The 24,937-nt window shown below is 63.8% G+C and carries 16 protein-coding genes and 1 pseudogene; 8 read left to right on the top strand and 9 right to left on the bottom strand.

Going from position 1 to position 24,937, the window contains the following annotated elements; all coding sequences use genetic code 11:
• The first annotated feature begins 203 nt into the window (after positions 1-203).
• The gene (locus J5X93_RS02535; protein ID WP_043207317.1) at positions 204-809 is read left to right on the top strand and encodes a BUD32 family EKC/KEOPS complex subunit; all 606 of its coding nucleotides are present in this window, start codon (positions 204-206) and stop codon (positions 807-809) included.
• Between the two features lie 128 nt (positions 810-937).
• Here the strand turns inward: J5X93_RS02535 and J5X93_RS02530 are convergent, their stop codons facing one another.
• The 7 genes from J5X93_RS02530 to putP all read right to left on the bottom strand — a co-directional run bounded on the left by J5X93_RS02530 (position 938) and on the right by putP (position 9,758).
• Positions 938-1,894, bottom strand: a complete 957-nt coding sequence (locus J5X93_RS02530; protein ID WP_043207315.1) for a glycosyltransferase family protein — start codon at positions 1,892-1,894, stop codon at positions 938-940.
• A 28-nt stretch (positions 1,895-1,922) separates the two neighbouring features.
• Positions 1,923-3,338, bottom strand: coding sequence for a PIG-L deacetylase family protein (locus J5X93_RS02525; RefSeq protein WP_182817058.1), 1,416 nt, complete (start codon positions 3,336-3,338; stop codon positions 1,923-1,925).
• Positions 3,335-4,231 (bottom strand): antimicrobial resistance protein Mig-14, encoded by an 897-nt coding sequence (locus J5X93_RS02520; RefSeq protein WP_250034371.1) that lies wholly within the window; start codon positions 4,229-4,231, stop codon positions 3,335-3,337. The genes J5X93_RS02525 and J5X93_RS02520 overlap by 4 nt, the downstream gene beginning before the upstream one ends.
• The gene (locus J5X93_RS02515; RefSeq protein ID WP_250034369.1) at positions 4,231-5,361 is read right to left on the bottom strand and encodes a glycosyltransferase; all 1,131 of its coding nucleotides are present in this window, start codon (positions 5,359-5,361) and stop codon (positions 4,231-4,233) included. The genes J5X93_RS02520 and J5X93_RS02515 overlap by 1 nt, the downstream gene beginning before the upstream one ends.
• Positions 5,345-7,102 carry a carbamoyltransferase family protein gene (locus J5X93_RS02510; RefSeq protein WP_250034360.1) on the bottom strand — a complete coding sequence of 586 codons (1,758 nt, stop codon included), beginning with the start codon at positions 7,100-7,102 and terminating at the stop codon, positions 5,345-5,347. Before J5X93_RS02510 ends, J5X93_RS02515 begins: the two co-directional genes overlap by 17 nt.
• A 176-nt stretch (positions 7,103-7,278) precedes the next feature.
• Positions 7,279-8,115: a 23S rRNA (adenine(2030)-N(6))-methyltransferase RlmJ gene (locus tag J5X93_RS02505; RefSeq protein WP_043207307.1), complete on the bottom strand. Its 837-nt coding sequence runs from the start codon at positions 8,113-8,115 to the stop codon at positions 7,279-7,281.
• Between the two features lie 164 nt (positions 8,116-8,279).
• Positions 8,280-9,758, bottom strand: coding sequence for a sodium/proline symporter PutP (putP, locus tag J5X93_RS02500; RefSeq protein ID WP_043207301.1), 1,479 nt, complete (start codon positions 9,756-9,758; stop codon positions 8,280-8,282).
• 354 nt (positions 9,759-10,112) lie between these two features.
• On the opposite strand from putP, the gene putA reads away from it, so the two are divergent.
• Positions 10,113-14,066, top strand: coding sequence for a trifunctional transcriptional regulator/proline dehydrogenase/L-glutamate gamma-semialdehyde dehydrogenase (putA, locus tag J5X93_RS02495; protein ID WP_090343223.1), 3,954 nt, complete (start codon positions 10,113-10,115; stop codon positions 14,064-14,066).
• 77 nt (positions 14,067-14,143) lie between these two features.
• Here putA and J5X93_RS02490 read toward each other — a convergent pair whose 3' ends face one another.
• Positions 14,144-14,536 (bottom strand): hypothetical protein, encoded by a 393-nt coding sequence (locus J5X93_RS02490; RefSeq protein WP_102081295.1) that lies wholly within the window; start codon positions 14,534-14,536, stop codon positions 14,144-14,146.
• Between the two features lie 203 nt (positions 14,537-14,739).
• Between J5X93_RS02490 and J5X93_RS02485 the strand changes: the two genes are divergently transcribed.
• The 6 genes and pseudogenes from J5X93_RS02485 (at position 14,740) to yccS (ending at position 24,099) form a co-directional block, all read left to right on the top strand.
• Positions 14,740-16,182 (top strand): TldD/PmbA family protein, encoded by a 1,443-nt coding sequence (locus J5X93_RS02485; protein WP_250034357.1) that lies wholly within the window; start codon positions 14,740-14,742, stop codon positions 16,180-16,182.
• Positions 16,182-17,513 carry a TldD/PmbA family protein gene (locus J5X93_RS02480; RefSeq protein WP_043207295.1) on the top strand — a complete coding sequence of 444 codons (1,332 nt, stop codon included), beginning with the start codon at positions 16,182-16,184 and terminating at the stop codon, positions 17,511-17,513. The genes J5X93_RS02485 and J5X93_RS02480 overlap by 1 nt, the downstream gene beginning before the upstream one ends.
• Positions 17,514-17,605: 92 nt before the next feature.
• The gene (gene mdtD / locus J5X93_RS02475; protein ID WP_043207291.1) at positions 17,606-19,033 is read left to right on the top strand and encodes a multidrug transporter subunit MdtD; all 1,428 of its coding nucleotides are present in this window, start codon (positions 17,606-17,608) and stop codon (positions 19,031-19,033) included.
• Between the two features lie 112 nt (positions 19,034-19,145).
• Positions 19,146-20,483 carry an ATP-dependent RNA helicase DbpA gene (dbpA, locus tag J5X93_RS02470; protein WP_232092100.1) on the top strand — a complete coding sequence of 446 codons (1,338 nt, stop codon included), beginning with the start codon at positions 19,146-19,148 and terminating at the stop codon, positions 20,481-20,483.
• Between the two features lie 88 nt (positions 20,484-20,571).
• Positions 20,572-21,786: pseudogene (locus J5X93_RS02465) on the top strand (BaiN/RdsA family NAD(P)/FAD-dependent oxidoreductase); the annotation flags it as partial.
• A 129-nt stretch (positions 21,787-21,915) separates the two neighbouring features.
• Positions 21,916-24,099 carry a YccS family putative transporter gene (yccS, locus tag J5X93_RS02460; RefSeq protein ID WP_043207349.1) on the top strand — a complete coding sequence of 728 codons (2,184 nt, stop codon included), beginning with the start codon at positions 21,916-21,918 and terminating at the stop codon, positions 24,097-24,099.
• Between the two features lie 47 nt (positions 24,100-24,146).
• Here yccS and J5X93_RS02455 read toward each other — a convergent pair whose 3' ends face one another.
• Positions 24,147-24,884: a substrate-binding periplasmic protein gene (locus J5X93_RS02455; protein WP_090343233.1), complete on the bottom strand. Its 738-nt coding sequence runs from the start codon at positions 24,882-24,884 to the stop codon at positions 24,147-24,149.
• Positions 24,885-24,937: the final 53 nt, after the last annotated feature.

Genomic DNA, 24,937 nt, shown 5'->3' with positions numbered 1-24,937 from the left:
TGAACCGGAAATTTTAACACAGGGTTTGTCCAGGGCACCCGTCGGGGCAGCACCAGACCCACATGACCAGCCTCTTCGCAGGCCGGCGCAATGCTTCTTGGCTTCGATCCCTGAAACAATCCAACGCCACCATCATGGTACTGGCGCGTTATTTTCGGCATTATTGCCGGTCATTTTGCTTGCCAGACGACAAGGCCCTACCCATGCAATGCTCCCGGCTCTCCCAGGTCGACTTCGATCAGCTGACACTCGGTGCCAAGGTTCTAGAGGCAGATAGCTACGGCGCCAAAGTCTACCTGCTAGGGAATGGCAATATCCTTAAAATCTTTCGTCGCAAGCGTTTGATTTCATCTGCATTGTTGCGCCCCTACTCGCAACGCTTCGTCGAGAATGCGGCACGCCTGACGCAACTGGGGATCCCGACCCTGCAGGTGATCAGCCACCACAAGCTCGAACTGCCAGGACGCACCGCCGTGCTGTACCGCCCACTGCCGGGCGAAACACTGCTGCAGCTGTCGCGCAAACCTGGGTTCAGTTGGGACGCCCTTATGCCTCAACTGATCGAGTTGATCCGTCACTTGCACCGTTCGGGCATTTATTTCCGCTCGTTGCACCTGGGTAACGTGGTGATGACACCCGACCAGCGCCTTGGGCTGATCGATGTGGCGGACATGCGCTTCCTGCGTGCACCGCTTTCGGCGCGAATGGTTCGGCGCAACGTCCAGCACATGGCGCGGTACATCGAGCGAGAAAAACTCGCCAATCAGTTCCCCGTCGCCGATTTCGAGGCTGCCCTGCTGGCCCATTGAGGTCTGCTAATCGATAGCGGCTGTCAGGTCCTGGGGCCGCTTCGCCAGCACCTACCAAGACTGCGCTGGGCCGCACACCGGCCCCGGCAGCTGGAAGCCGCCGCCGAGCCCCAGGTAAAAGAAGCCGGTCAGAATCCCAGTGCCAGGCGCAGACGCTGCCAACGGGTCAGCGGCGGATGCGGACGCAGCGCAGGCACCAGATGCTCGACGATGCTGCGTCCTACCTGGGCGAAGCTAAAGCGTGACACCGCAAGCTCACGACCATTACGGGCGATGCGCTCGGCAAGTTCGGGGTCGTTGCGCAGTACCGCCAATTTCTCCCGCAAGGTCGGAATGCTGTCGTACAGCACCACGTTGTGCATGTCCTCAAGACCCAGTGCACGGTTCTCCGCCTCGCCCTGGTCATAGGCCAGCAGCACGCAGCCACAGGCCATGGCCTCGAAGTTCTTGATCATGTATTCGCCCATGCCCACATCGGCGCTGACGAAGAAGCGAATGCGGTTGAGCGTATTGCAGTAGTCCTCGCCGGACTTGGTGCGGGTGACCACCAGGTTCTCCACCTGACCCAGCTCATCGAGCAACGCCTTGCGGCCACTGTAGGCGACGCTTCCAGTGCTGCCGACGAAGGCCAGCTCGATATCGCGCTCGCGCCCCTGGTCTGTGAGCAATTGCTCGTCGTAACCCTTGGGCACGAACACTGCGTCGAAACCTTCCTGGCGCAGGCGCTCGCTGACCATATAGCCGGAGCTGATCACCCGAGCCCACGGCAACTGGCGATAATGCGCACTGAACTTGCCGGTGTACTTGCACGGTATGTAGTTCTGGTAGGCGTCGTGCTCGAGAATCACCAGGTTGGGCACGCTGCGGATGAACGGGACCTGGCGGATCTCCTGCTTGAAGCGTAGGAAGAACACGATCCGGTCATAGCGCGTGACATCCACCTCGCGCTTGAAGTAGCGGCGCAGGTTGCGCTGGTCCTCGCTGCTCAGCCAGCGCAGGTCGCAATCGCAATTGGCGGCCACCCCATCGTACAGGCGGTCGAGGATCGCCCGTTGCTCCTTCTGCACCAGAAATAGGACTTTCATTGCTTTGCTTGGGCCTCTGCGCCTTCAATCATTCGTCGCGCTCAAACGTGCGACGCCAGAACAGCTCGTGGCGGCGTACCGCCTTGCGGAAGAATTCGTTCTCGCCATAAGGCGATGGCTTGCGTCCGGCCAGCCAGCGTTGCAGGGCACGCCGCAAGCGACGCTTGAACGGCGCGCTGGGCTGCAGGTCATGCATCATGCCCAAGGCCATGGCCTTGTCGCGTTGGATGGCAAGACTCAATACCTGGCTGCAGGGTGCCCAGACCTGGTCGGCACTCAACTGCGGGGGCAAGGCAACGCCGTCGCCGCTGTCACCCATCGGCCAGCGGTCATTGTCGTGCAGGTGGTTGGCGTAGCACAGCAGCGTCTCGGGCTGCCAGTCCAGGCCCTGCAACGCTTCGAGCACCGCCGCTTGGGCACAGATGTGATCCGGATGTGGATCGAGCTGTGGATGTGGCATCACCAGCACCTGGGGCCGCGCCCGCTCCAGGACGGCGCGCAGATCGGCCAGTAGGTTGTTCCAGGTCGGTGCACCATCGGCATCGCCTGGCAAGTCGAAGGGGTTGAATCGGCGGAAGGGGCGGATGTCGGCCATGTCCGCCTCACGCGAGCCCACCGGCATGTCCGGCGCCGCTTGCATCGCCGGCAATTGCAGACAGAAATAGCCCAACTGCACACAGCGCGCCTCAGGCACGCCCGCCCAGCGCGGCACCGCGATGCTGTCCCAGGCGCGCAGACGGCCCTTCAGGCGCGCCGCCTCAGCCTTGGGCAGGCCCATCTGCTGATAGTGCTCGGCCTCGATCTCACCTGCGGTCAGGGTGACCACCCAGGCTTCTTCGGCCTGGCTATACAGGCCATAGGCAGCAAGCTCAGCGTCATCTGCATGGGGTGCGATGACCATCACACGGCGCTTGTGCAATTCAACCGAGGGGGTTATCCACAGGCGAGGCTCGCCGACCAGCCGACAGTGGCGACCGCGCAAACGCAAGACACCCGCCATCAGGGGCGCGGCGAAACCGGTCAGGTTCAGGAAGCGGACACCATCGACGCCGCGTTCGAAAGTCTGGCAGTCCTGCTCGGACTCACCATCAAGCAGCACCTGCGGGTCGAGAAAACGCCCCAACCAGTTGGCTTTGACCCGTACTTCGAGGATCAGCGTCTCATCGCCTGCCAGTGGCACATCGACCTGGAGCCGGTCACCCTGAAGCCGCGCAGCGGCCTGGCGGGTCAATTCGCCGAAGCGGTAGGCATAGTCTTCGGAGGGCGAATAGAACAGGTGATCAGCGAACCAGGCCTCGTGGGCAATCCACACCAGCGGCAATAGCACCAGTGGCAGCCACCACCAAGTCAATACCCCCAGGGCGGCCAGCACCATGAGCCCGGCCAGCAGCCCCAGGCGCTTGTTGCGCCGATGGCGTTTGAGCAACTGCTGCTTGCGGCTCACGACTGGAACACCGGCACCGGGTTGCACCAGCGGTCCTTGTACTCGCGGTCGGCGCGACCGAAGGAGAATCGCAGCGGTTTGTTGCGCGCCCTGGCGTCCTCCCAGGCAGCCTGGGTATTGAGGAAGCTCAGGACGCTGCCCGGGCTGAAGGCCTTGGTCTCTGGGTCGACACCGCCGTTGATGTATTCGACGCTGATCCATTCCGGCGCCTCGACCCGGTACACCAGCTGGATCGCGATCGGCGCCCCATCGAGCAGCAACACCGAGCCGATCAACAGGTCACGCAGGCGCTCCAGCACCTCAGCCATACGCGCCGCGCCCGTGGCCGGGAACCCCCAGCGGCGCATGAACAGGTCGCAGTAGATGGCGGCAATTTCGGTCGCGCTGAAGTCGCTGATCGGCCGCACCACACCGCCCGCCTCTTCCAGCAGGCGCAGCTCGCGGCGCTGGTTGTAACGGAACTTCTTCGACAAGTCTTCATGGGCACGGGCCATGGCCAGCTGCTCGGCTTGCGCCTTGAGCCCAGTGAATCGACCTTGGTTCAACTCGGAAAGATAACGCGCTGCATGGCGCAGTGGCGCACCGGCATCGGGAGCTGCGGGCAGGATGATTTCCGCATTGCCCAGGTCGAACAGGCCCCTCTTACCGTGGCGCTTGAGCACGTCCTTGGACAGCGCCAGGTGACGCCCCCAAGTTGGAATAGCAGCCTTGAGCTCGCCAGCGTGGTGCCAACCCAGGTAACGCACAGGGATCTGCGCCAGGTCCGCCAATTGCTCGACCACCTGCGGATGGGTGGCGACACTGCCGCCGAAACGATGCCAGGCATCGGCGTAGGCCTGACCGTCGATGACGGACCAGCCGCGCTCGCGCAGGGCCCGGATATGATTGAGCATCACGCCTCCGCCACCAATGCCCGCACCTGCGGCAAGGCCCAGAAGGCCTCGCGTACGGCCTGGTCGGAAAATCGCTCATGCAGGCGTTGTAGCATGTGCTCGGCGCACGCCTGGCGCTGCGCCGCATCCAGCCCGGCCATATGCTTCAGGCCTTGGGCCAGCTGAGCGGCATCCCCAAGCGGGAACAGCACGCCCACACCTTCAACCACCTCGAGGGCTCCACCACACGCCGTGGCGAGCAGCGGTACGCCGGCAACCATCGCCTCCAGCAGAACCATGCCGAACGGCTCATGGTCGGAGCTCAGGGCGAACACGTCGAACGCCTGGAAATAGCGCCGCGCATTGGGCACCTGGCCCAGAAAATCCACCTGACCGGCAATACCCAGCTGCGCCGCCTGCGCTTTGAGCGCAGCTTCCAGGCGGCCCTCTCCCAGGATCGCCAGACGGGCGCCAGCTGGCAGATCGGGCAGCGCCTCGGCAAAGCCGCGAAGCAAAGTGGCCTGGTCCTTGTCGGGATGCAGGCGACCGACGTTGCCGACGACCCAGGCCTGCGGATCGAGCCCCAGCGCCCGGCGCGCCTCCTCACGAGGCACCAGGCCGGCCTGCAGCCCCTGGACATCGATGCGGTTGTACAGTGTCTGGATTCGCTCGATCGGCCACTGCGCCAGGCAACGGCGCATGTCGTCACGCACCGCATCGGAAACGCCGAGCAGGCTCAGACGCTTTTTGAACAAGTTGGCGAACAGGCGCCGACCGCCGCGCTGGTAGTCACCGAACGCATGGTGCACGCCGATCACCGGCAGGCGGGTACCCAGCAGCGCCACATAGATCGGCTTGAAGCGGTGGGCGATGCAGAAGCTGAAGTCGCGGGCCGCGGCGATCTTGCGCAACGCGGCGATCGCGCCCAGCTTCAGGCCACGTACGGCCTTGGAGCTGAACTCCAGAAACAGCACTTCGTCCGACGCGCAGCCTGCGGCTACCTGGGGGTCGGCCTTTCCGGTGAGAAAGACCGTGGTGACCTTGAAGCCGCTGCCCTGGAACAGACTGGCATATTGACGGGCGCAATCGAGGAATGGCCCGTCATAGCCGTGGCAGAACTGCAGGACGCGCCGTTCAGAGCGGTTGGTCATAAGGCGCCGCGCCGTCCTTGACTACCAGGATGTCCTCCATGATCAGGTACTGCAGGTCCGAGCCGAAGAACATGTTCAGGGCATCGGTCGGCGAGCAGATCATGGGTTCGCCACGGCGGTTGAGCGACGTGTTCAGCGACACGCCGTTGCCGGTCAGGTCCTCGAGGGCCTTCATCATGTCGTAGTAACGCGGGTTGTATTCACGCTTGAGCACCTGGGCGCGAGAGGTGCCGTCCTCATGGACCACCTCTGGCACACGGGTTTTCCATTCCTCGGCGACCTCGAAGGTGAAGGTCATGAACGGCGCGGGGTGATCGACCTTGATCATCTGCGGCCCTACAGTGTCGAGCATCGACGGGCAGAAGGGTCTCCAGCGCTCGCGGAACTTGATCTGCTCGTTGATCCGGTTGGCCACGCCCGGCACGCTCGGGCAACCGATGATCGAACGACCACCCAGCGCACGCGGGCCGAACTCCATGCGGCCTTGGAACCAGGCCACTGGGTTGCCATCGACCATGATCTTGGCGATGCGCTGCGGCATGTCGTCGATCTTGCGCCATTTCGGTGCATTTGGATGACGGGCACAGGCGGCGATCACGTCTTCGTTGGAGTACGAAGGGCCGAGGTAGACGTGCTCCATCTTCTCGACCGGCACGCCGCGGGCGTGGGAAACATACGCTGCGGCACCGACGGCGGTACCGGCATCGCCCGAGGCAGGCTGCACGAACAGTTCCTTGACGTCTGGGCGGGCGATGATTTTCTGGTTGAGCTTGACGTTCAGCGCGCAGCCGCCGGCGAAGGCGAGTTTGCCACCCTGCTTGAGGATGTCGCCCAGGTAGTAGTCGATCATTTGCAGCGCGAGCTTCTCGAACAGCGCCTGCATGCTCGCGGCGTAGTGGATGTATGGCTCGTCGGCGATGTCACCTTCGCGCTTGGGCCCCAGCCACTCGATCAGCTTGGGCGAGAAGTAGAAACCTTTGCCCTTCTCTTTATAGCGGCGCAGGCCAATGACGTTGGCGTACTCGGTGTTGATCACCAGCTCGCCGTTCTCGAAGCTGGCCAGACGGGAGAAGTCATACTTGCTGGCGTCGCCATAGGGCGCCATGCCCATGACCTTGAATTCGCCATCGAGCATCTCGAAACCGAGGAACTCGGTGATCGCGCCATACAGGCCACCCAGGGAGTCCGGATCGTAGAACTCCTTGATCTTGTGGATCTTGCCGTTCTCGCCGTAGCCGAAGAAGGTGGTGGCGTACTCGCCCTTGCCGTCGATACCCAGGATCGCGGTCTTTTCCTTGAAGCCCGAGCAGTGGTAGGCGCTGGAGGCGTGGGCCAGGTGGTGTTCGACCGGTTCGATCTTGATCTTCTTCGGGTCGAAGCCCAGTTGCTCCAGGCACCAGACGATCTTCTTGCGGTAACGCTTGTAGCGACGGTTGCCCATCAGGATCGCGTCGAGGGCGCGGTCCGGGGCGTACCAGTAGCGCTTGGCATAGTGCCAGCGCGCCTTGCCGAACAGACTGATGGGGGCGAACGGAATGGCCACTACGTCGACGTCGGACGGCTTGATGCCGGCCTGCTCCAGGCAGAACTTCGCCGACTCGTAGGGCATGCGGTTCTTCGCATGCTTGTCACGCACGAAGCGCTCTTCTTCGGCGGCGGCAACCAGTTTGCCGTCGATGTACAGGGCCGCGGAAGGGTCATGGCTAAGGGCGCCGGACAGGCCAAGAATCGTCAATGCCAAGGGTCTAGCCTCTTCTTTCGGTAGGGATGCGCCATCGGCCTTGCAGGCGGATGGCGGCTAAAGGGCGGAATTATAACGCAAACAGCAGGGGGTGCGATTGCTGGAAGGGGCTACAGGAAGCAGCGCTGTACCACGAGCGAGTTCGCAGCCTGGCATGGCTGCGCAACAGGCCCTTGTCACTCGGCGATCAGCCAGTCCATGCGGAAGCTGCCGGCCGTTTGCGCCAGCTCCTTGGCCAACCACGGCAACAACTCGCGCAGCTCCTCTTCCAGACCCCACGGCGGGTTGGCGATAGCCAGGCCCGAGCCATTGAGACCCTGGGGGCTGTCCTGATGATGGACATACAACTCGACCCGCAGCAGCTTGGGCGCCCCGGTGCTGGTGAGGTCTTGATAGAACCGCGTGAGCGATCGCTGATCCTTGATCGGGTACCAGATCGCAGCGACGGTCTGGCGCATGCGGCCGATCGCCTCTTTCATCGCCACGGTGCAGCGCTTGAGCTCATCGGCCTGCTCGAAAGGCGGGTCGATCAACATCACCGCGCGCTTCTCCTGCACCGGCAGCAATGCCCGAGGCACGTGCCAGCCCTCGCCCAGGTGCACGACCACCCGTGGGTCCTTCTTCATGTTTTCCTTGAGCAGCGGGCCGTCTTCGGGGTGCTTCTCGTTGAGCAGCGCCCGATCCTGCTGACGCATCAGGCGCCGCGCCAGCTCCGGGGATCCGGGGTAATAGCGCAGCTCGCCGTCCGGATTCAGGCGTTTGATGATTCGCAGGTAGTCAGCGGTGACGGCCGGCAGGTCTTCGCGATTCCACAGTCGGGCGACACCTTCGAGGTACTCACCGGTGCGGGTCGCCTGGTCGCCCTGCAAATCATACAGACCGAGGCCGGCATGGGTATCGATGTAGGCGAACGGCTGCTCCTTGCGCGACATCAGGGCGATGAGGCGAGTCAGCACGATGTGCTTGAGGACGTCGGCGTGATTACCGGCGTGGAAGGCGTGACGATAGTTCATGGCAACTCCTGCGGGGGCGACAAGTTTACCTTGTCAGGCAGGCGGAGTCAGGCCTGGCTGTCGATCGGCGCATGCTGCACTCGCGGTCAAGCCCGCCTCCCCCAGGCAACTGGAGCCTGTGGGAGCGGGCTTGCCGCGAACAAAGCAGTTGTCCTAACGCAGGATCACTTCTCGGCGTGATACGCCGCGTCGGCTTTCTCGAAGCGCGACACCATGCTGCCGGTCGGGGCACCCAGCTTGCTCACCACTACGATGGCGATGCTGGCGAACAGGAAGCCCGGGATGATTTCGTACAGACCCAGCCCAACGTAGTTCTTCCACAGAATCACCGTCAGGGCGCCGACCACGATACCGGCCAGTGCGCCGTTGCGGGTCATGCCCTTCCACAGCACGGAGATCAGCACGACCGGACCGAAAGCGGCACCGAAACCTGCCCATGCGTAGGCCACCAGGCCCAGTACGCGGTTTTCCGGATTGGCGGCCATGGCGATGGCGATCAGAGCCACAGCCAGCACCATCAGGCGGCCGACCCAGACCAGTTCACGCTGGGAAGCATTCTTGCGCAGGAAGGATTTGTAGAAATCTTCGGTCAGCGCGCTGGAGCACACCAGCAGCTGGCAGCTCAGGGTACTCATCACCGCAGCCAGGATGGCCGACAGCAAGACACCCGCGATCCAGGGGTTGAACAGGATCTTGGCCAGCTCGATGAACACACGCTCATGGTTCTCGGTGACGGGACCTGCGACCTCAGGGTGAGCCGAGAAGTAGGCGATACCGAAGAAACCGACGGCGCAGGTACCGGCCAGGCACAGGATCATCCAGGTCATGGAGATGCGACGGGCCTTGGCGATCGACTTGACCGAGTCGGCGGCCATGAAACGCGCCAGGATGTGAGGCTGGCCGAAGTAGCCAAGGCCCCAGCCCATCAGCGAGATGATGCCGATGAAGGTCGCGCCGCGGAACATGTCGAAGTTGGCAGGGTTCTGCGCTTCGATGGCCAGGAAGGTGGTGTCAAAGCCACCCGTGGAGATCAGCACGATGATCGGAGTGAGGATCAGCGCGAAGATCATCAGCGAAGCCTGTACGGTGTCGGTCCAGCTGACCGCCAGGAAGCCACCGACGAAGGTGTAGGCGATAGTAGCGGCCGCGCCGGCCCACAGGGCGGTCTCGTAAGGCATGCCGAAGGTGCTTTCGAACAGGCGGGCACCGGCAACGATGCCGGAGGCGCAGTAGATGGTGAAGAACACCAGGATGACGATCGCCGAGATGACCCGCAGCAGACCGCTGTTGTCTTCGAAACGGCTGGAGAAGTAGTCCGGCAGGGTCAGGGCATCGCCATTGAACTCGGTCTGCACACGCAGGCGACCGGCGACGAACAGCCAGTTGAGGTAGGCGCCGACGGTCAGGCCGATGGCGATCCAGGCTTCGGAAAGACCCGCGAAATAGATAGCGCCCGGCAGGCCCATCAGCAGCCAGCCGCTCATGTCGGAGGCGCCGGCGGAAAGCGCGGTGACCACGCTACCAAGGCTGCGCCCGCCCAGGATGTAATCGGAGAGGTTCTTGGTGGAGCGATAGGCGGCGAAGCCGATCAGCACCATTGCCGCAATGTAGATCACGAAGGTGATCGTGAGTGGATTGCCCATGGTTGTGCCCTGGCGTTGTTTTTATGTTTTGCGACCGCCGGCAAGGCGGTTGCACCTAGGCGGCGCATCCTATGCAACAACACGAACGAGGTGCAACCATTTTTCATTTGCAAGTTGCACCTACACCTGCATTTTCAGACAAAACCGCTTCTTTGCACCTTTTTGTTTCAAAAACCGGGTTTTTCATAAGAAAAAGCACCAAGAAAGTACATTTTCCTGCCACCCATGGAGCCGTCGGACGAGTTGCACCTACGCTGATCAAAAAACGGGTTGCACCCGGTTGCACCCGGATTGTCCTACAGCTAATCTTGCCGCCAGCTTAGGCCACATCCGTGGCAATAACGAGGATAAGAAATGGCGACGACCACCCTTGGGGTCAAACTCGACGACCCGACCCGTGAGCGACTCAAAGCAGCTGCGCAGTCCATCGACCGCACGCCGCACTGGTTGATCAAGCAAGCGATCTTCAACTATCTGGAGAAGCTCGAGGGTGGCGCCACCCTGAACGAACTCAACGGCCATGCCGCCAGCCTCGGCGACGATGCCGGCGACGTCCAGCCCGACCACAGCCACCAGTGCTTCCTCGAATTCGCTGAAAGCATCCTGCCGCAATCGGTCCTGCGCTCGGCCATCACTGCCGCCTACCGTCGCCCGGAACCTGAAGTTGTGCCGATGCTGCTGGAGCAGGCGCGTCTCTCCACCGAGCAGGCCGAGGCCACCAACAAGCTGGCGGCCGGCATCGCCGAGAAACTGCGCAACCAGAAGAGCGCCAGCGGCCGCGCCGGCATCGTCCAGGGCCTGCTGCAAGAATTCTCCCTGTCGTCCCAGGAAGGCGTGGCGCTGATGTGCCTGGCCGAGGCGCTATTGCGCATCCCGGACAAAGGCACCCGTGACGCCCTGATCCGTGACAAGATCAGCACCGGCAACTGGCAGCCGCACCTGGGCAACAGTCCGTCGCTGTTCGTCAATGCCGCCACCTGGGGCCTGCTGCTGACCGGCAAGCTGGTCTCCACCCACAACGAATCCGGCCTGACCTCCTCGCTCACCCGCATCATCGGCAAGAGCGGCGAACCGATGATCCGCAAGGGCGTCGACATGGCCATGCGCCTGATGGGCGAACAGTTCGTCACCGGCGAGACCATCGCCGAGGCCCTGGCCAACGCCAGCAAGTTCGAAGCCAAGGGCTTCCGTTACTCCTACGACATGCTCGGCGAGGCCGCCCTGACCGAGCACGACGCCCAGAAGTACCTGGCCTCCTATGAGCAGGCGATTCACTCGATCGGCAAAGCCTCCCACGGCCGTGGCATCTATGAAGGCCCAGGCATCTCCATCAAGCTCTCCGCCCTGCACCCGCGCTACAGCCGCGCCCAGTACGAGCGCGTGATGGAGGAGCTGTACCCGCGCCTGCTGTCGTTGACTCAACTGGCCAAGCAGTACGACATCGGCCTGAACATCGACGCCGAGGAAGCCGACCGCCTGGAGCTGTCCCTGGACCTGCTCGAGCGCCTGTGCTTCGAGCCATCGCTGGCTGGCTGGAACGGCATCGGCTTCGTCATCCAGGCCTACCAGAAGCGCTGCCCGTACGTGATCGACTACGTCATCGACCTGGCCAAGCGCAGCCGCCACCGCCTGATGATCCGTCTGGTCAAGGGCGCCTACTGGGATAGCGAGATCAAGCGCGCCCAGGTCGAGGGCCTGGAAGGCTACCCGGTCTACACCCGCAAGGTGTACACCGACGTCTCCTACATCGCCTGCGCTCGCAAGCTGCTGTCGGTACCGGAAGCCATCTATCCACAATTCGCCACCCACAACGCCCACACCCTGTCGGCCATCTACCACATTGCCGGCCAGAACTACTACCCAGGCCAGTACGAGTTCCAGTGCCTGCACGGCATGGGCGAACCGCTGTACGAGCAGGTGGTGGGCAAGGTCTCCGAAGGCAAGCTGAATCGTCCATGCCGCGTGTACGCCCCGGTCGGCACCCACGAAACCCTGCTGGCCTACCTGGTCCGTCGTCTGCTGGAAAACGGTGCGAACACCTCGTTCGTCAACCGCATCGCCGACCACTCGATCTCGATCCAGGAACTGGTCGCCGATCCGGTCGCCAGCATCGAGCGCATGGGCACCCAGGAGGGCAGCATCGGCCTGCCGCATCCGCGCATTCCTATGCCGCGTGAACTGTATGGCAGCGAGCGGGCCAACTCGGCCGGCATCGACATGGCCAACGAACACCGCCTGGCGTCGCTGTCCTGCGCACTGCTGGCCACTGCCCACAATGACTGGAAAGCGGCCCCGCTGCTGGCCTGCGCCGCCAGCGAGCAACCTGCCGTGCAAGTGCTCAACCCGGCCGACCACCGCGATGTCGTCGGTCACGTGCAGGAAGCCACTGTCGAGGACGTCGACAATGCCATCCAGTGCGCACTCAACGCCGCTCCGATCTGGCAGGCCACGCCGCCAGCCGAACGCGCCGCGATCCTCGAACGCGCCGCCGACCTGATGGAAGCCGATATCCAGCCGCTGATGGGCCTGCTGGTGCGCGAAGCCGGCAAGACCTACGCCAACGCCATCGCCGAAGTGCGCGAAGCGGTGGACTTCCTGCGCTACTACGCGGTGCAGGCACGCAACGATTTCAGCAATGACAGCTGCCGCCCGCTTGGGCCGGTGGTGTGCATCAGTCCGTGGAACTTCCCGCTGGCGATCTTCTCCGGCCAGGTCGCCGCGGCCCTGGCCGCCGGCAACCCGGTCCTGGCCAAGCCTGCCGAACAGACCCCGCTGGTCGCCGCCCAGGCTGTGCGCCTGCTGCTGGAAGCCGGTATCCCTGAAGGCGTGCTGCAACTGCTGCCAGGCCGCGGCGAAACCGTCGGTGCCGGCCTGGTCGGTGACGAGCGCGTCAAAGGCGTGATGTTCACCGGTTCCACCGAAGTCGCTCGCCTGCTGCAACGCAACATTGCTGGCCGTCTGGATAACCAAGGCCGTCCGATTCCGCTGATCGCCGAGACCGGCGGCCAGAACGCCATGATCGTCGACTCCTCGGCCCTGACCGAGCAGGTGGTCATTGACGTGGTGTCCTCCGCGTTCGACAGCGCCGGCCAGCGCTGCTCGGCACTGCGTGTGCTGTGCCTGCAGGAAGACTCCGCCGACCGCGTGATCGAGATGCTCAAGGGCGCCATGGCCGAAAGCCGCCTGGGCAACCCGGAACGTCTGTCCGTGGACATCGGCCCGGTCATCGACGCCGAAGCCAAGGCAGGCATCGAGAAGCACATCCAGGGCATGCGCGACAAAGGTCGTACGGTCTACCAGGTCGCCATCGCCGAAGGTGAAGAGATCAAGCGCGGCACCTTCGTGATGCCGACCTTGATCGAGCTCGAAAGCTTCGACGAACTCAAGCGTGAGATCTTCGGACCGGTCCTGCACGTGGTGCGCTACAACCGCAAGGACCTCGACCAGTTGATCGAGCAGATCAACGCCTCCGGCTACGGCCTGACCCTGGGCGTGCACACCCGCATCGACGAGACCATCGCCAAGGTGGTGGACAACGTCAATGCCGGCAACATGTACGTCAACCGCAACATCGTCGGCGCCGTGGTCGGCGTCCAGCCGTTCGGTGGCGAAGGCCTGTCCGGCACTGGCCCGAAAGCCGGCGGTCCGCTCTACCTGTACCGCCTGCTGTCGACCCGCCCGGCCGACGCCATCGCCCGCCACTTCCAGCGTGTCGACGGCGAAGGCAAGGTCGATACTGTCCTGCGCGACCAACTGATCAAGCCGCTGCACACCCTCAAGACCTGGGCTGCCAGCAGCCAGCTGGGTGAGCTGGCCAGCCTGTGCGACCAGTTCGCCGCCCAGTCCCAGAGCGGTATCAGCCGCGTGCTGCCCGGGCCGACCGGCGAGCGCAACACCTATACCGTGTTGCCACGTGAGCACGTGCTCTGCCTGGCCGACAACGATGCCGACCTGCTGGCCCAACTGGCTGCCGTACTGGCCGTGGGCAGCTCGGCGGTATGGGCCGACGCAGAGCCCGGCAAGAGCCTGCGTGCCCGCCTGCCGAAGGAGCTGCAGGCCAAGGTCAAGCTGGTGGCCGACTGGCAGAAGGACGACGTCGCCTTCGATGCCGTCATCCACCACGGCGACTCTGACCAGCTGCGCGGCGTGTGCGAGCAAGTGGCCAAGCGCGCCGGCGCCATCGTCGGCGTCCATGGTCTCTCCAGCGGCGACCACCAGATCGCTCTGGAGCGTCTGGTAATCGAGCGCGCCGTGAGCGTCAACACCGCAGCAGCAGGTGGCAACGCCAGCCTCATGACCATCGGCTGATCCAACGCGGTAAACGAAAAAGGAGAGCTTCGGCTCTCCTTTTTTATGTTTACAACGCCCGATTGCCGCTCACCCAATCAGGTGGACACCTGGTTTCTACCGAAGAACCAGAGCGTCCAGATTTTGAACAGCTCACACGCCAGCACGATCAAAAAGAACATCAGTGGATGTGCTGACGCTTGATAGCCCTCGTACAGATAGAAGACCGAAACAGAGGGAATGAAAAAGAGCAGCCTGAGCGGTAGTTGCAACCCCACCAGCCATTTCACGGCATTGCGCTGGGTGAAAAACAGCGCACAACTGATGCCCACTGACACCAGCAGGCCCAAGCGCAAGGCAAAAAGCACCGCGGTCGCCGTACCTTCGTCGCTGGCGACCACAGCAATCCGCAGCGCGTCGGAAACGAATGGAATCCTTCCGCTGGCGATCGCTTTGAATATGTAGTCGATTAACAACAGGGCATCGAACATGCCCCAGCACCACCAGCTGATCCGTCTGCTGTTCACAACAAGATTCACCTTTTGACGATTCAGGCCGCACGTTATTTCTTCCACCGACCAAGGGCGAGGCTGCCATAATGACCTCGCACCGCTCAAGTCAGGCAACATAGCCGGCCTGGGCCTGCAAGAGGGGGTGGTTCTAGGGGGAGCCACCGCGCACCGGAGGTTCCCGCATGTTCGATTCCAGTGCCTTGCTACGCCAGCGCTTTGCCGCGCTGCGCAGTTCGGCCGAGGTGTTTTCCCTGCGCCATGTGAAGCAGTCGCACCAGAGTCTGTCGGTGCGTCGCAATGTGGCCGAGCCACCATTCTTCAGTCAGGACGAAGGCGCCATGCTCACCGTGCGCGTCAAGGGTGTGGAAGCCTACGCTGCCACCGCCGACGTGTCCCAAGCCGGTCTGCAACGCGCCCTCGAACAGGCCGAGGCGCTGGCTCGCACGATCGCCGCCTACAGTCTGCTGGACCTGAGCGGGCAACCGGTGGCCAGCGAGCGCCATGACCATGTTTCGCCCCACTTCGAACATCCCCTGCCTAGCCTTGCCGAGTGCCTCGAGCTGCTCACCGCCGAGTCGGCCAGCGTGCCCAAGGACAGCCGCCTGGTTGATTGGCAGGCGAGCCTGGGCATCAGCCTTGTCGAGCAGACCTACCTCAATTCTGCAGGCGCCGAGCTGCGCCATGCCCAACGTTTCCTGTTCCCGGGCCTGGGCGTGACCGCAAGCGATGGCCAGGACAGCCAGAGCCGCAGCCTAGGCCGGGAGAACTTCGGCCAGCAAGGCGGCTTCGAGGTGATCGAGCGCTGTGGCCTGGTCGGTGCGGCCAGGCGCATCGCCGACGAGGCCCTGCAATTGCTGCTCGCGCCCAATACCCCCAGCGGCCCGCGCGACCTACTGCTGATGCCAGACCAGATGATGCTGCAGATCCACGAGTCCATCGGCCACCCGCTGGAGATGGACCGTATCCTGGGCGACGAACGAAACTACGCCGGCACCAGCTTCGTCAAGGCAAGCGACTTTGGTCACCTGCAATACGGCTCGAAGCTGCTCAACGTGACCTTCGACCCGACTATCGCCGAAGAGCTGGCCAGCTACAGCTTCGACGACGACGGCACTGCGGCGAGCAAGCAGTTCCTGATCCGCGACGGTGTGCTGCTGCGCCCGCTGGGCGGCGCCTTGTCGCAGTACCGCTCGGGACTGGATGGCGTGGCCAACAGCCGGGCCTGTGGCTGGAATCGCGCGCCGATCGATCGCATGGCCAACCTCAACATCGAGCCGGGCGACCAGTCGTTGGCGCAGCTGATCGGTGGTATCGAGCATGGCATCCTCATGCGCACCAATCGCTCCTGGTCCATCGACGACGCACGCAACAAGTTCCAGTTCGGCTGCGAATGGGGCCAACTGATCGAAAACGGCGAACTCAAAGGCGTAGTGAAGAACCCCAACTACCGCGGCATCTCCGCGCAGTTCTGGGGCAATCTCGCCGCCGTCGGCGATCGCAGCACGTTCCAGGTACTGGGCACGCCAAACTGCGGCAAGGGCGAACCCAACCAGGTGGTACGGGTTGGCCATGCCTCGCCGGCATGCGTGTTCCGCCAGATCGACGTATTCGGAGGAGACGCTTGATGAGCGCCACGCCCCAGCAACGCTTCGAGGACCTGACAGGCGCCCTGCGCGACGCACTCCAGGCTGGCGAGCAGTTCACCCTCGGCTACAGTGCCGAGCATTCACAGTTCATCCGCTTCAACCATGCCCGCGTGCGCCAGGCCGGCGAAGTCGCCCAGGCCAGCGCGCACTTGCGCCTGATCCGCGACGGGCGCCAGGCCGAGCAGCACTTCACGCTGGGCGACGATCCACAGCTGGACCGCCAGCGCCTGCGCGACGCGCTGGCCCAGCTGCGTCAGATCCTGCCGCTGCTGCCTGTCGACCCTTACCTGCGTCTTGATGAAAGCGCCTGGCACAGCCACAACCTGCAGGCAGCGGCGCTGCCGGACTGCGCCGATGTTCTTGGACTGATCGAGCGTGAAGCCGGCGATCTGGACCTGGTCGGTATCTATGCCGCAGGCCCCATCTGCCGGGGGTTCGCCAGCTCCTTCGGGGCCTTTGGCTGGCATCAGGCCAACAGTTTCAACTTCGACTGGAGCCTGTTCCACGCCAATGGCCAGGCGGTCAAGGCCAATTATGCAGGTCAGGTCTGGGACAGTGCGGCCCTGGTGGCGCGCCTGCGCCAGGCCCGCGAGCAACTGGATTTCCTTGGCCGCCCGGCAATCATCCTCAAGCCTGGCAGCTACCGCGCCTACCTGGCCCCGGCGGCGATGGACGAGATTGCCGGCATGCTCTGCTGGGGTGGTTTTTCCGCGCAGGCTCTGGCCACAGGCAACAGCGCGCTGCAGCGCCTGTACACCGGCGATGCCAGCCTCAGTCCGCAGGTCGGTTTCGATGAACAGGTCAGCGGCTCGCTCAGCCCGCCCTTCTCCGACGAAGGCTCGCCGCGCCAGGACGTGCGCCTGATCCACGAAGGCCGCGCACACGCGCGCTTGGTCAGCGCGCGCAGCGCTGCGGAGTTCGACCTGCAGGCCAACGGCGCCGACAGCTTCGAGTCGCCCTGTGCACTGAGCCTGGCTCCGGGGCATCTGCCTTCGGCGCAGGTCCTCGAGCGACTCGGCACGGGTCTGTATATCAGCAATCTCTGGTACCTGAACTACTCGGACCTGCCCGCCGCCCGCATGACCGGCCTGACCCGTTTCGCCACCTTCTGGGTGCAGGACGGTTGCATCCAGGGGCCGGTCGGCACCATGCGCTTCGATGACAGCCTGTACAACCTGCTGGGCAGTCAGTTGGAAGACCTGACGCGTGAGCGAGAGCTGATCCTGTCGACCAGTACCTACGGCCAGCGCAGCACCGGGTCGAGTCATTTGCCGGGAGCGCTGGTCAAAGCCCTGACCCTCACCCTCTAATGGGTCTGTGCTGGCTGCTTCACAGGGCTCCTACAGGACGATAACCCTGTGGAGGCGGGCCAGCACGATCAAGCAGCAAAGCCGAGGTATTCATGCCCGAACGCGCCCCGCTGGACCCCGTCACCGCCCGCTGGATCCCCTGGGTGGTGGCCATCGCCTTCTTCATGCAGTCCCTGGACGGCACCATCCTCAACACCGCCCTGCCGGCCATGGCCCGCTCCCTGGCCGAAGACCCGCTGCGCATGCAGGGTGTGATCATCGCCTACATGCTCACGGTGGCCCTGTTGATTCCCGCCTCAGGCTGGATCGCCGACCGCTTCGGCACCAAGCGCATTTTCTTCAGCGCCATCCTGCTCTTCAGCCTGGGCTCGCTGCTCTGCGCCATGGCCAACAGCCTCACGTTCCTGATCCTGGCCCGGGTCATCCAGGGCCTGGGCGGTGCGTTGATGCTGCCGGTCGGGCGACTGGTAGTGCTGCGCGCCTACCCGCGTTCGGAGCTGGTGCGGATCATGAGCTTCATCACCATCCCCGGCCTGCTTGGCCCGCTGCTGGGACCGACCCTGGGCGGCTGGCTGGTGGAGATCCTCACCTGGCACTGGATCTTTTTGCTCAATCTGCCCGTCGGTGCACTGGGCTGCTATGCGGTATGGAAGTTCATCCCTGATCTGCGCGGCGCCGAGCGCACTACCTTCGACGGCCCGGGGTTCATCCTGTTCGGCGCCGCGATGGTACTGATCACCATCGCCATGGAAGGCTTGGGTGAGCTGCACCTGCCGCACTTGCGGGTGATGTTGCTGCTGTTCGCCGGCATGGCCTGCCTGGCCGCCTATTGGCTGCGCGCCGGGCGCGATCCGCAGCCGCTGTTCTCGCCGGGCCTGTTCCGGGTGCGCACCTTCGCCATCGGCATCCTCGGCAACCTCTTCGCCCGCCTGGGCAGCGGCGCTCTGCCGTTTCTGGTGCCGTTGCTACTGCAGGTGGCGCTGGGCTATTCGCCCGCCGAGGCCGGCATGAGCATGATCCCTCTGGCCGCCGCGGCGATGCTCGCCAAGTCCATCGCACGGCCGCTGATCGAACGCTTCGGCTATCGCATCATCCTCACCGGCAATACCCTGTTGCTTGGCCTGCTGCTGGCCAGTCTGGGACTGGTGGACGCAGACACGCCGTATGCCCTGCTGCTGGCGCAACTGGCCCTGCTCGGCGCCGTGAACTCCATGCAGTTCACCGCCATGAACACCGTGACCCTGATCGACCTGGACGACGCCAGCGCCAGCAGCGGCAACAGCCTGTTGTCGGTGGTCGCGCAGCTGTCCTTGAGCCTGGGGGTGGCCTGTGCCGGCGCCTTGCTTGGCGGCTTTACCGCCGCGGGCAGCGCAGAGGGGGTGGAAAGCACCCTGGGCGCCTTCCAGCTGACCTTCTTGACCATCGGCTTGATGGCCATGCTGGCCGCAGCGATCTTCCTGCAGTTGTCACCGACAGACGGAAGGCGTGCCCGTCGTCAGGAAGCGCACATGGAGTCGTAGGGCGAATGGCCACGAGGCTGGTAGACTGTGCGGCATTTTTCGCTTCGCAACGCAGGCCCGCCTCGTGACCACCGACTCCACCGCCTTTGCCACTCTGCCGCTGTCCGCCGCCATGCTGGCCAACCTGGACGCCCTCGGCTACGCCTCGATGACGCCGATCCAGGCCCAGAGCCTGCCGGTCATCCTCAAGGGCCAGGACCTGATCGCCCAGGCCAAGACCGGCAGCGGCAAGACCGCCGCCTTCGGCATCGGCCTGCTCAACCCGATCAATCCGCGCTACTTCGGCTGCCAGGCCCTGGTACTGTGCCCGACCCGCGAGCTGGCCGACCAGGTGGCCAAGGAGCTGCGTCGCCTGGCCCGTGCCGAAGACAACATCAAGATCCTCACCCTGTGCGGCGGCGTTTCGCTGGGCCCGCAGATCGCCTCCCTGGAGCATGGCGCACACATCATCGTCGGCACCCCAGGGCGCATCCAGCAGCACCTGGACAAGGGCACTTTGGTGCTCGATGGGCTCAATACCCTGGTGCTGGATGAAGCCGACCGCATGCTCGACATGGGTTTCTTCGACGCCATCGCCAGCATCATCGGCAAGACCCCTTCGCGCCGCCAGACGCTGCTGTTCTCGGCCACCTACCCGGCCGGCATCGAGCAGTTGGCCGCCGAGTTCATGCGCAAGCCACAGCAGGTCAAGGTCGAAAGCCTGCACGCAGACAACCAGATCGAACAGCACTTCATCGAGATCGACCCGCAGCAACGCCTGGAAGCCGTCACCCGAGTGCTCGGCCACTTCCGCCCGCAGTCGTGCGTGGCGTTCTGCTTCACCAAGCAGCAGTGCGAGGACGTGGTAGCCCACCTCACCGCCAAGGGCATCGTCGCCCAGGCCCTGCATGGCGACCTGGAGCAACGCGACCGCGACCAGGTGCTGACAATGTTCGCCAACCGCAGCAGCTCGGTGCTGGTGGCCACTGACGTGGCGGCCCGTGGCCTGGACATCGACGGTCTGGACATGGTGATCAACGTCGAGCTGGCGCGTGATCCGGAGATTCACGTACACCGCGTCGGCCGCACCGGTCGCGCTGGCGAAAAAGGCATCGCCATCAGCCTGGTCGCGCCTGCCGAGGGCCACCGCGCACAGGCCATCGAGGACCTGCAGAAGCGCCCGCTGCGCTGGGAGCAGCTCGACAACCTCAAACACAAAGGGGGTGAGCCTTTGCTGCCAGCGATGACCACCTTGTGCATCGCCGCAGGCCGCAAGGACAAACTGCGCCCAGGCGATATTCTCGGCGCGCTGACCGGCGACGCAGGGATCCCCGGTAAACAGGTGGGCAAAATCGCCATCTTCGACTTCCAGGCCTTCGTGGCGGTGGAGCGCGCTGTGGCCAAACAAGCCATGCAGCGCCTGAACAGCGGCAAGATCAAGGGTCGGTCCCTGAAAGTCCGCATCATCTAAAGATCTGCACGACTCTGTGGAAGCGGGTTTACCCGCGAAGGCGGCAGTGAGTCCACCATCGCATTGCGGGTAAACCCGCTTCCACGGGGGCCAGTGTGTCATTTCAGAAAAGGTTTACACCGTGCATTCCACCGACGTGATCATCATCGGCGCCGGCGCCGCCGGCCTGATGTGCGCCCAGCTCACCGCCCGCCGAGGACGCCGGGTGCTGGTGCTCGACCACGCCAACAAGCCGGGCAAGAAGATCCTCATGTCCGGGGGCGGTCGCTGCAACTTCACCAACATGTACACCGAGCCCGCCAACTTCCTCTCGCAGAACACGCACTTCTGCAAGTCGGCCCTGGCCCGCTATACCCAGTGGGATTTCATCGAACTGGTGTGCAAGCACGGCGTGCCTTACCACGAGAAGAAACTTGGCCAGCTGTTCTGCGACAACAAGTCCAGCGACATCCTCGACATGTTGCTCGCCGAATGCGACGAGGCCGGGGCCCAGATACGCCTGCAGACCAGCATCGAGCAGATCGAGAAGACCGCCGAAGGCTATTGTCTGCAAACCTCCGCCGGCCCGTTCGCCTGCCAGTCCCTGGTGATCGCCACCGGCGGCCTGTCGATCCCGACCCTGGGCGCTACCGGCTTTGGCTACCAGGTCGCCCGTCAGTTCGGCCATACCCTGCTGCCGACCCGCGCGGGTCTGGTGCCCTTCACCATCACCGAGCCTCAACTCAAGGCCCTGTGCACCGAGCTCTCCGGCACCGCACTGGACTGCGTCGCCAGTTGCAACGGCACCAGTTTCCGGGAAAACCTGTTGTTCACCCACCGCGGCCTGAGTGGCCCGGCGATCCTGCAGATTTCCTCGTTCTGGGAGGCGGGCGATACCGTGGAGATCAACCTGTTGCCCGATCGAGACGCCCTCAGTTGGCTGCAACAGCAGCAGGCCGAACGCCCCAACAGCGAGCTGAAGACGCTGCTGGGCGAGGTTTTCACCCGCAAGCTGGCCAATCTGCTGGCCGAGCAATGGTTCGTGTCCAAGCCGATGAAGCAGTACACCCCGGCCGAACTGGCCCAGGTGGCGGATAAGCTGTCGGCCTGGCAACTGGTGCCGGCCGGTACCGAAGGCTATCGCACCGCGGAGGTGACCCTCGGCGGCGTCGATACCCGCGAGGTGTCTTCAAAGACCATGGAATCCCTCAAGAGTCCTGGGCTGTACTTCATCGGCGAAGTGCTCGATGTCACGGGCCACCTGGGCGGGTTCAATTTCCAGTGGGCATGGGCCTCGGCCAACGCTGCAGCGCAGTTCGTGTAGAGTAGAATCCTTTCAGCAGCACGGAACGCTTCTTGCTGGTCTGTGCTGAGGTGCCGATTTTCTGGGGCTGCTGCGCGGCCCACTATGAATGGCGCCAAGGTATTCATTCGATCACTGCCCAGGGCCATCATGTCATCGAGCTCGTTCCGCCATTCATTGCGTCGTTTGTGGGGCCAAGACAAGTTCAGCTACAGCATCAGGGTAACGATCGCACTCACCGGCAGCCTGGCGCTTTGCTGGTACCAGGACGAAATGGCGCTGTTGATCCCGCTGTTCCTCGGCATCATCGCCAGCGCCCTGGCCGAGACCGACGACGGCTGGCAAGGCCGCCTGAGCGCCCTGGCCGTTACCTTGGTGTGTTTCGCCATCGCCGCCTTGTCGGTGGAGCTGCTGTTCCCTTACCCCTGGATCTTCGCTGGCGCACTGGCCCTGGCAGCCTTCGCCCTGACCATGCTCGGTGCCTTGGGCGAACGCTACGGCGCCATCGCCTCGGCGACGTTGATCCTCTCGGTGTACACCATGATCGGCGTGGACCAGCGCGGCGGGCAGGTCAGCGATTTCTGGCACGAACCGTTGCTGCTGGTGGCCGGTGCGGCGTGGTATGGGCTGCTCTCGGTCCTGTGGCAGGCGCTGTTCTCCAACCAGCCGGTGCAGCAGAGCCTGGCAAAGTTGTTCATGGAGCTTGGCCGCTACCTCAAGCTCAAGGCCAACCTGTTCGAGCCGATCCGCAACCTGGACCTGGAAGCCCGCCGCCTGGAACTGGCCCAGCAAAATGGCAAAGTAGTGGCGGCGCTGAACGCAGCCAAGGAAATCATCCTGCACCGGGTTGGCAACAGCCAGCCGAACGCCAAGGTCAGCCGTTATTTGAAGCTGTACTTTCTGGCTCAGGACATCCATGAGCGGGTCAGTGCCTCGCACTATCCCTACAACGCACTGGCCGAAGCGTTCTTCCACAGCGATGTGATGTTCCGCTGCCAGCGCCTGCTGCGCCAGCAAGGCTCGGCCTGCCAGCAACTGTCCCACTCGATCCGCCTGCGCCAGCCGTTCGTCTACGGCGGCGGGTTCGCCGAAGCGCTGGAAGACCTCAACGCCTCCCTGGAACACTTGCGCCAGCAAAGCAATCCAGCCTGGCGCGGCCTGTTGCGCTCTTTGCGGGCGCTGGCCGGCAACCTGGCGACCCTGGACCGCCTGCTGGGCGCCGCCAGCAACCCCGACAGTCTGGCCGATGCCAGCGACAGCAGCCTGCTCGACCGCTCGCCACGCAACCTCAAGGATGTCTGGAGCCGCCTGCGCACGCAGCTGACGCCCACTTCGCTGTTGTTCCGCCATGCCCTGCGCCTGTCCCTGGCGCTGTCGGTGGGCTACGGCATGGTGCACCTGATCCACCCGACCCAAGGCTACTGGATCATCCTGACTACCCTGTTCGTCTGCCAGCCCAACTATGGTGCGACCCGCCGCAAGCTGGTGCAGCGCGTAGTGGGCACGGCTGTCGGCCTCACGGTGGGCTGGGCGCTGTTCGACCTGTTCCCCAGCCCGGTCATCCAGTCGATGTTCGCGGTGGTCGCCGGGGTGGTGTTCTTCGTCAACCGAACCACCCGCTATACCTTGGCCACGGCGGCGATCACCCTGATGGTACTGTTCTGCTTCAACCAGATCGGCGATGGCTACGGCCTGTTCCTGCCACGCCTGTTCGATACCCTCGTGGGCAGCCTGATTGCCATCCTGGCGGTGTTCCTGTTCCTGCCGGACTGGCAGGGACGGCGCCTGAACAAAGTGCTGGCCAATACGCTGACCTGCGCCAGTGCCTACCTGCGCCAGATCATGCAGCAATATGCCCATGGCAAGCGCGACGACCTGGCCTATCGCCTGGCCCGGCGCAACGCCCACAACGCCGATGCGGCACTGTCGACCACACTGGCCAACATGCTCATGGAGCCTGGGCACTTCCGTAAGGAAGCCGATGTGGGCTTCCGCTTCCTGGTGCTCTCGCACACCCTGCTCAGCTACCTCTCCGGGCTCGGTGCACACCGCGACACGGCGCTGCCGCCGGAGGTTCACGAGCAGTTGATCGATGGCGCCGGCCAGAGCCTGGCCAACAGCCTCGATGAGATCGCCAATGGACTGGCCGCCCGCCTGCCCGTGGCCATCCACAGCGATGCCGAGGAAGCCCTGGCCGGCGCCTTGGAACAGATGCCCGAAGAGTTGGACGAACATCAGCGTCTGGTGCAAACCCAACTGGCGCTGATCTGCCGCCAACTCGGGCCGCTGCGTACCCTGGCGGCGCACCTGATCAAGGAAAGCCCAACGGGCTGACGCTCCCAGGCCAACCCGCTCTTGAAGCCAGAGGGCGCTGAGGCGGATCAGAACCCGTGTTGGCGCAACAGACGGGCATAGCTGCCATCGGCCTTCATCGCGGCGATGGCGCGGTCGAAGCGCTCGATGATCTGCTGATGATGGGGGTGCTTGAGGCTGACGAGGATGTGCAGGTTGTTTTCGCCCAACGCGGGCTCTACGAAGGTCACGGCCTCACGCACCTCCTTCGGCTCGCGTTGCAGGCTGTAGCGCGCGACGAATTCGTCCTCCACCGTCAGGTCGACCCTGCCCGCCGCCAGCATGCGCACCGCCGAGGAGAAGTTGCGCACCGCCACCTTGTGCAAACGGGCGTCGGCGTCGAATTCCGGGGAATAGGCGTAATCGCGTACCACGGCAATGGAATAGTCGTAGAGGTCGGCCAGCTGACGGTAGCTCAAAGGCGTATCTTGCGGCCTGAGCAGGCGGATGCGGTTGACCAGGTAGGGTTTGGAAAATGCGCCCAGACGCGTGCGCGAGTCGTTGTACCAGGTGTTGACCAAGATGTCGTAGCGGCCTTCGCCGATACCCATCAAGGCCCTGGCCCAGGGCACCTGCTCGACATTGCTGGTGTAGCCAGCACGGGTCAGTGCCGCGGTGACGATGTTGGTGGCCAGGCCGCCGCCGGGCAAGTCGCTGTCTGTGAACGGCGGCCAACTGTCGGCCACAAGACGCAACTTCTCGGCCGCCACGGCGGGAGTGACCAGCACGATCAACAGTAAACCAAGCGCGCAAAGCAATGGCCGCATGCTCGAGTCCTTTCGCAGGTGGGTGATCCACTCTGATGGTGGCGATCCGCACT

Origin of the sequence: Pseudomonas sp. BYT-1, assembly GCF_023611805.1 — a bacterium.
GTDB classification, from domain to species: Bacteria; Pseudomonadota; Gammaproteobacteria; order Pseudomonadales; family Pseudomonadaceae; genus Aquipseudomonas; species Aquipseudomonas guariconensis.
This window is presented reverse-complemented; position numbering and strand designations above follow the sequence as displayed.

What these genes read in the sequence shown, in the direction of transcription:
- J5X93_RS02535 (WP_043207317.1), top strand. Translation starts at nt 204, where the DNA reads ATGCAATGCTCCCGGCTCTCCCAGGTCGACTTCGATCAGCTGACACTC.
- J5X93_RS02455 (WP_090343233.1), bottom strand. Translation starts at nt 24,884, where the DNA reads ATGCGGCCATTGCTTTGCGCGCTTGGTTTACTGTTGATCGTGCTGGTC.
- J5X93_RS02490 (WP_102081295.1), bottom strand. Translation starts at nt 14,536, where the DNA reads ATGTTCGATGCCCTGTTGTTAATCGACTACATATTCAAAGCGATCGCC.
- mdtD (WP_043207291.1), top strand. Translation starts at nt 17,606, where the DNA reads ATGCCCGAACGCGCCCCGCTGGACCCCGTCACCGCCCGCTGGATCCCC.
- J5X93_RS02505 (WP_043207307.1), bottom strand. Translation starts at nt 8,115, where the DNA reads ATGAACTATCGTCACGCCTTCCACGCCGGTAATCACGCCGACGTCCTC.
- putP (WP_043207301.1), bottom strand. Translation starts at nt 9,758, where the DNA reads ATGGGCAATCCACTCACGATCACCTTCGTGATCTACATTGCGGCAATG.
- J5X93_RS02485 (WP_250034357.1), top strand. Translation starts at nt 14,740, where the DNA reads ATGTTCGATTCCAGTGCCTTGCTACGCCAGCGCTTTGCCGCGCTGCGC.
- J5X93_RS02480 (WP_043207295.1), top strand. Translation starts at nt 16,182, where the DNA reads ATGAGCGCCACGCCCCAGCAACGCTTCGAGGACCTGACAGGCGCCCTG.
- J5X93_RS02515 (WP_250034369.1), bottom strand. Translation starts at nt 5,361, where the DNA reads ATGACCAACCGCTCTGAACGGCGCGTCCTGCAGTTCTGCCACGGCTAT.
- dbpA (WP_232092100.1), top strand. Translation starts at nt 19,146, where the DNA reads ATGCTGGCCAACCTGGACGCCCTCGGCTACGCCTCGATGACGCCGATC.
- J5X93_RS02530 (WP_043207315.1), bottom strand. Translation starts at nt 1,894, where the DNA reads ATGAAAGTCCTATTTCTGGTGCAGAAGGAGCAACGGGCGATCCTCGAC.
- putA (WP_090343223.1), top strand. Translation starts at nt 10,113, where the DNA reads ATGGCGACGACCACCCTTGGGGTCAAACTCGACGACCCGACCCGTGAG.
- yccS (WP_043207349.1), top strand. Translation starts at nt 21,916, where the DNA reads ATGTCATCGAGCTCGTTCCGCCATTCATTGCGTCGTTTGTGGGGCCAA.
- J5X93_RS02520 (WP_250034371.1), bottom strand. Translation starts at nt 4,231, where the DNA reads ATGCTCAATCATATCCGGGCCCTGCGCGAGCGCGGCTGGTCCGTCATC.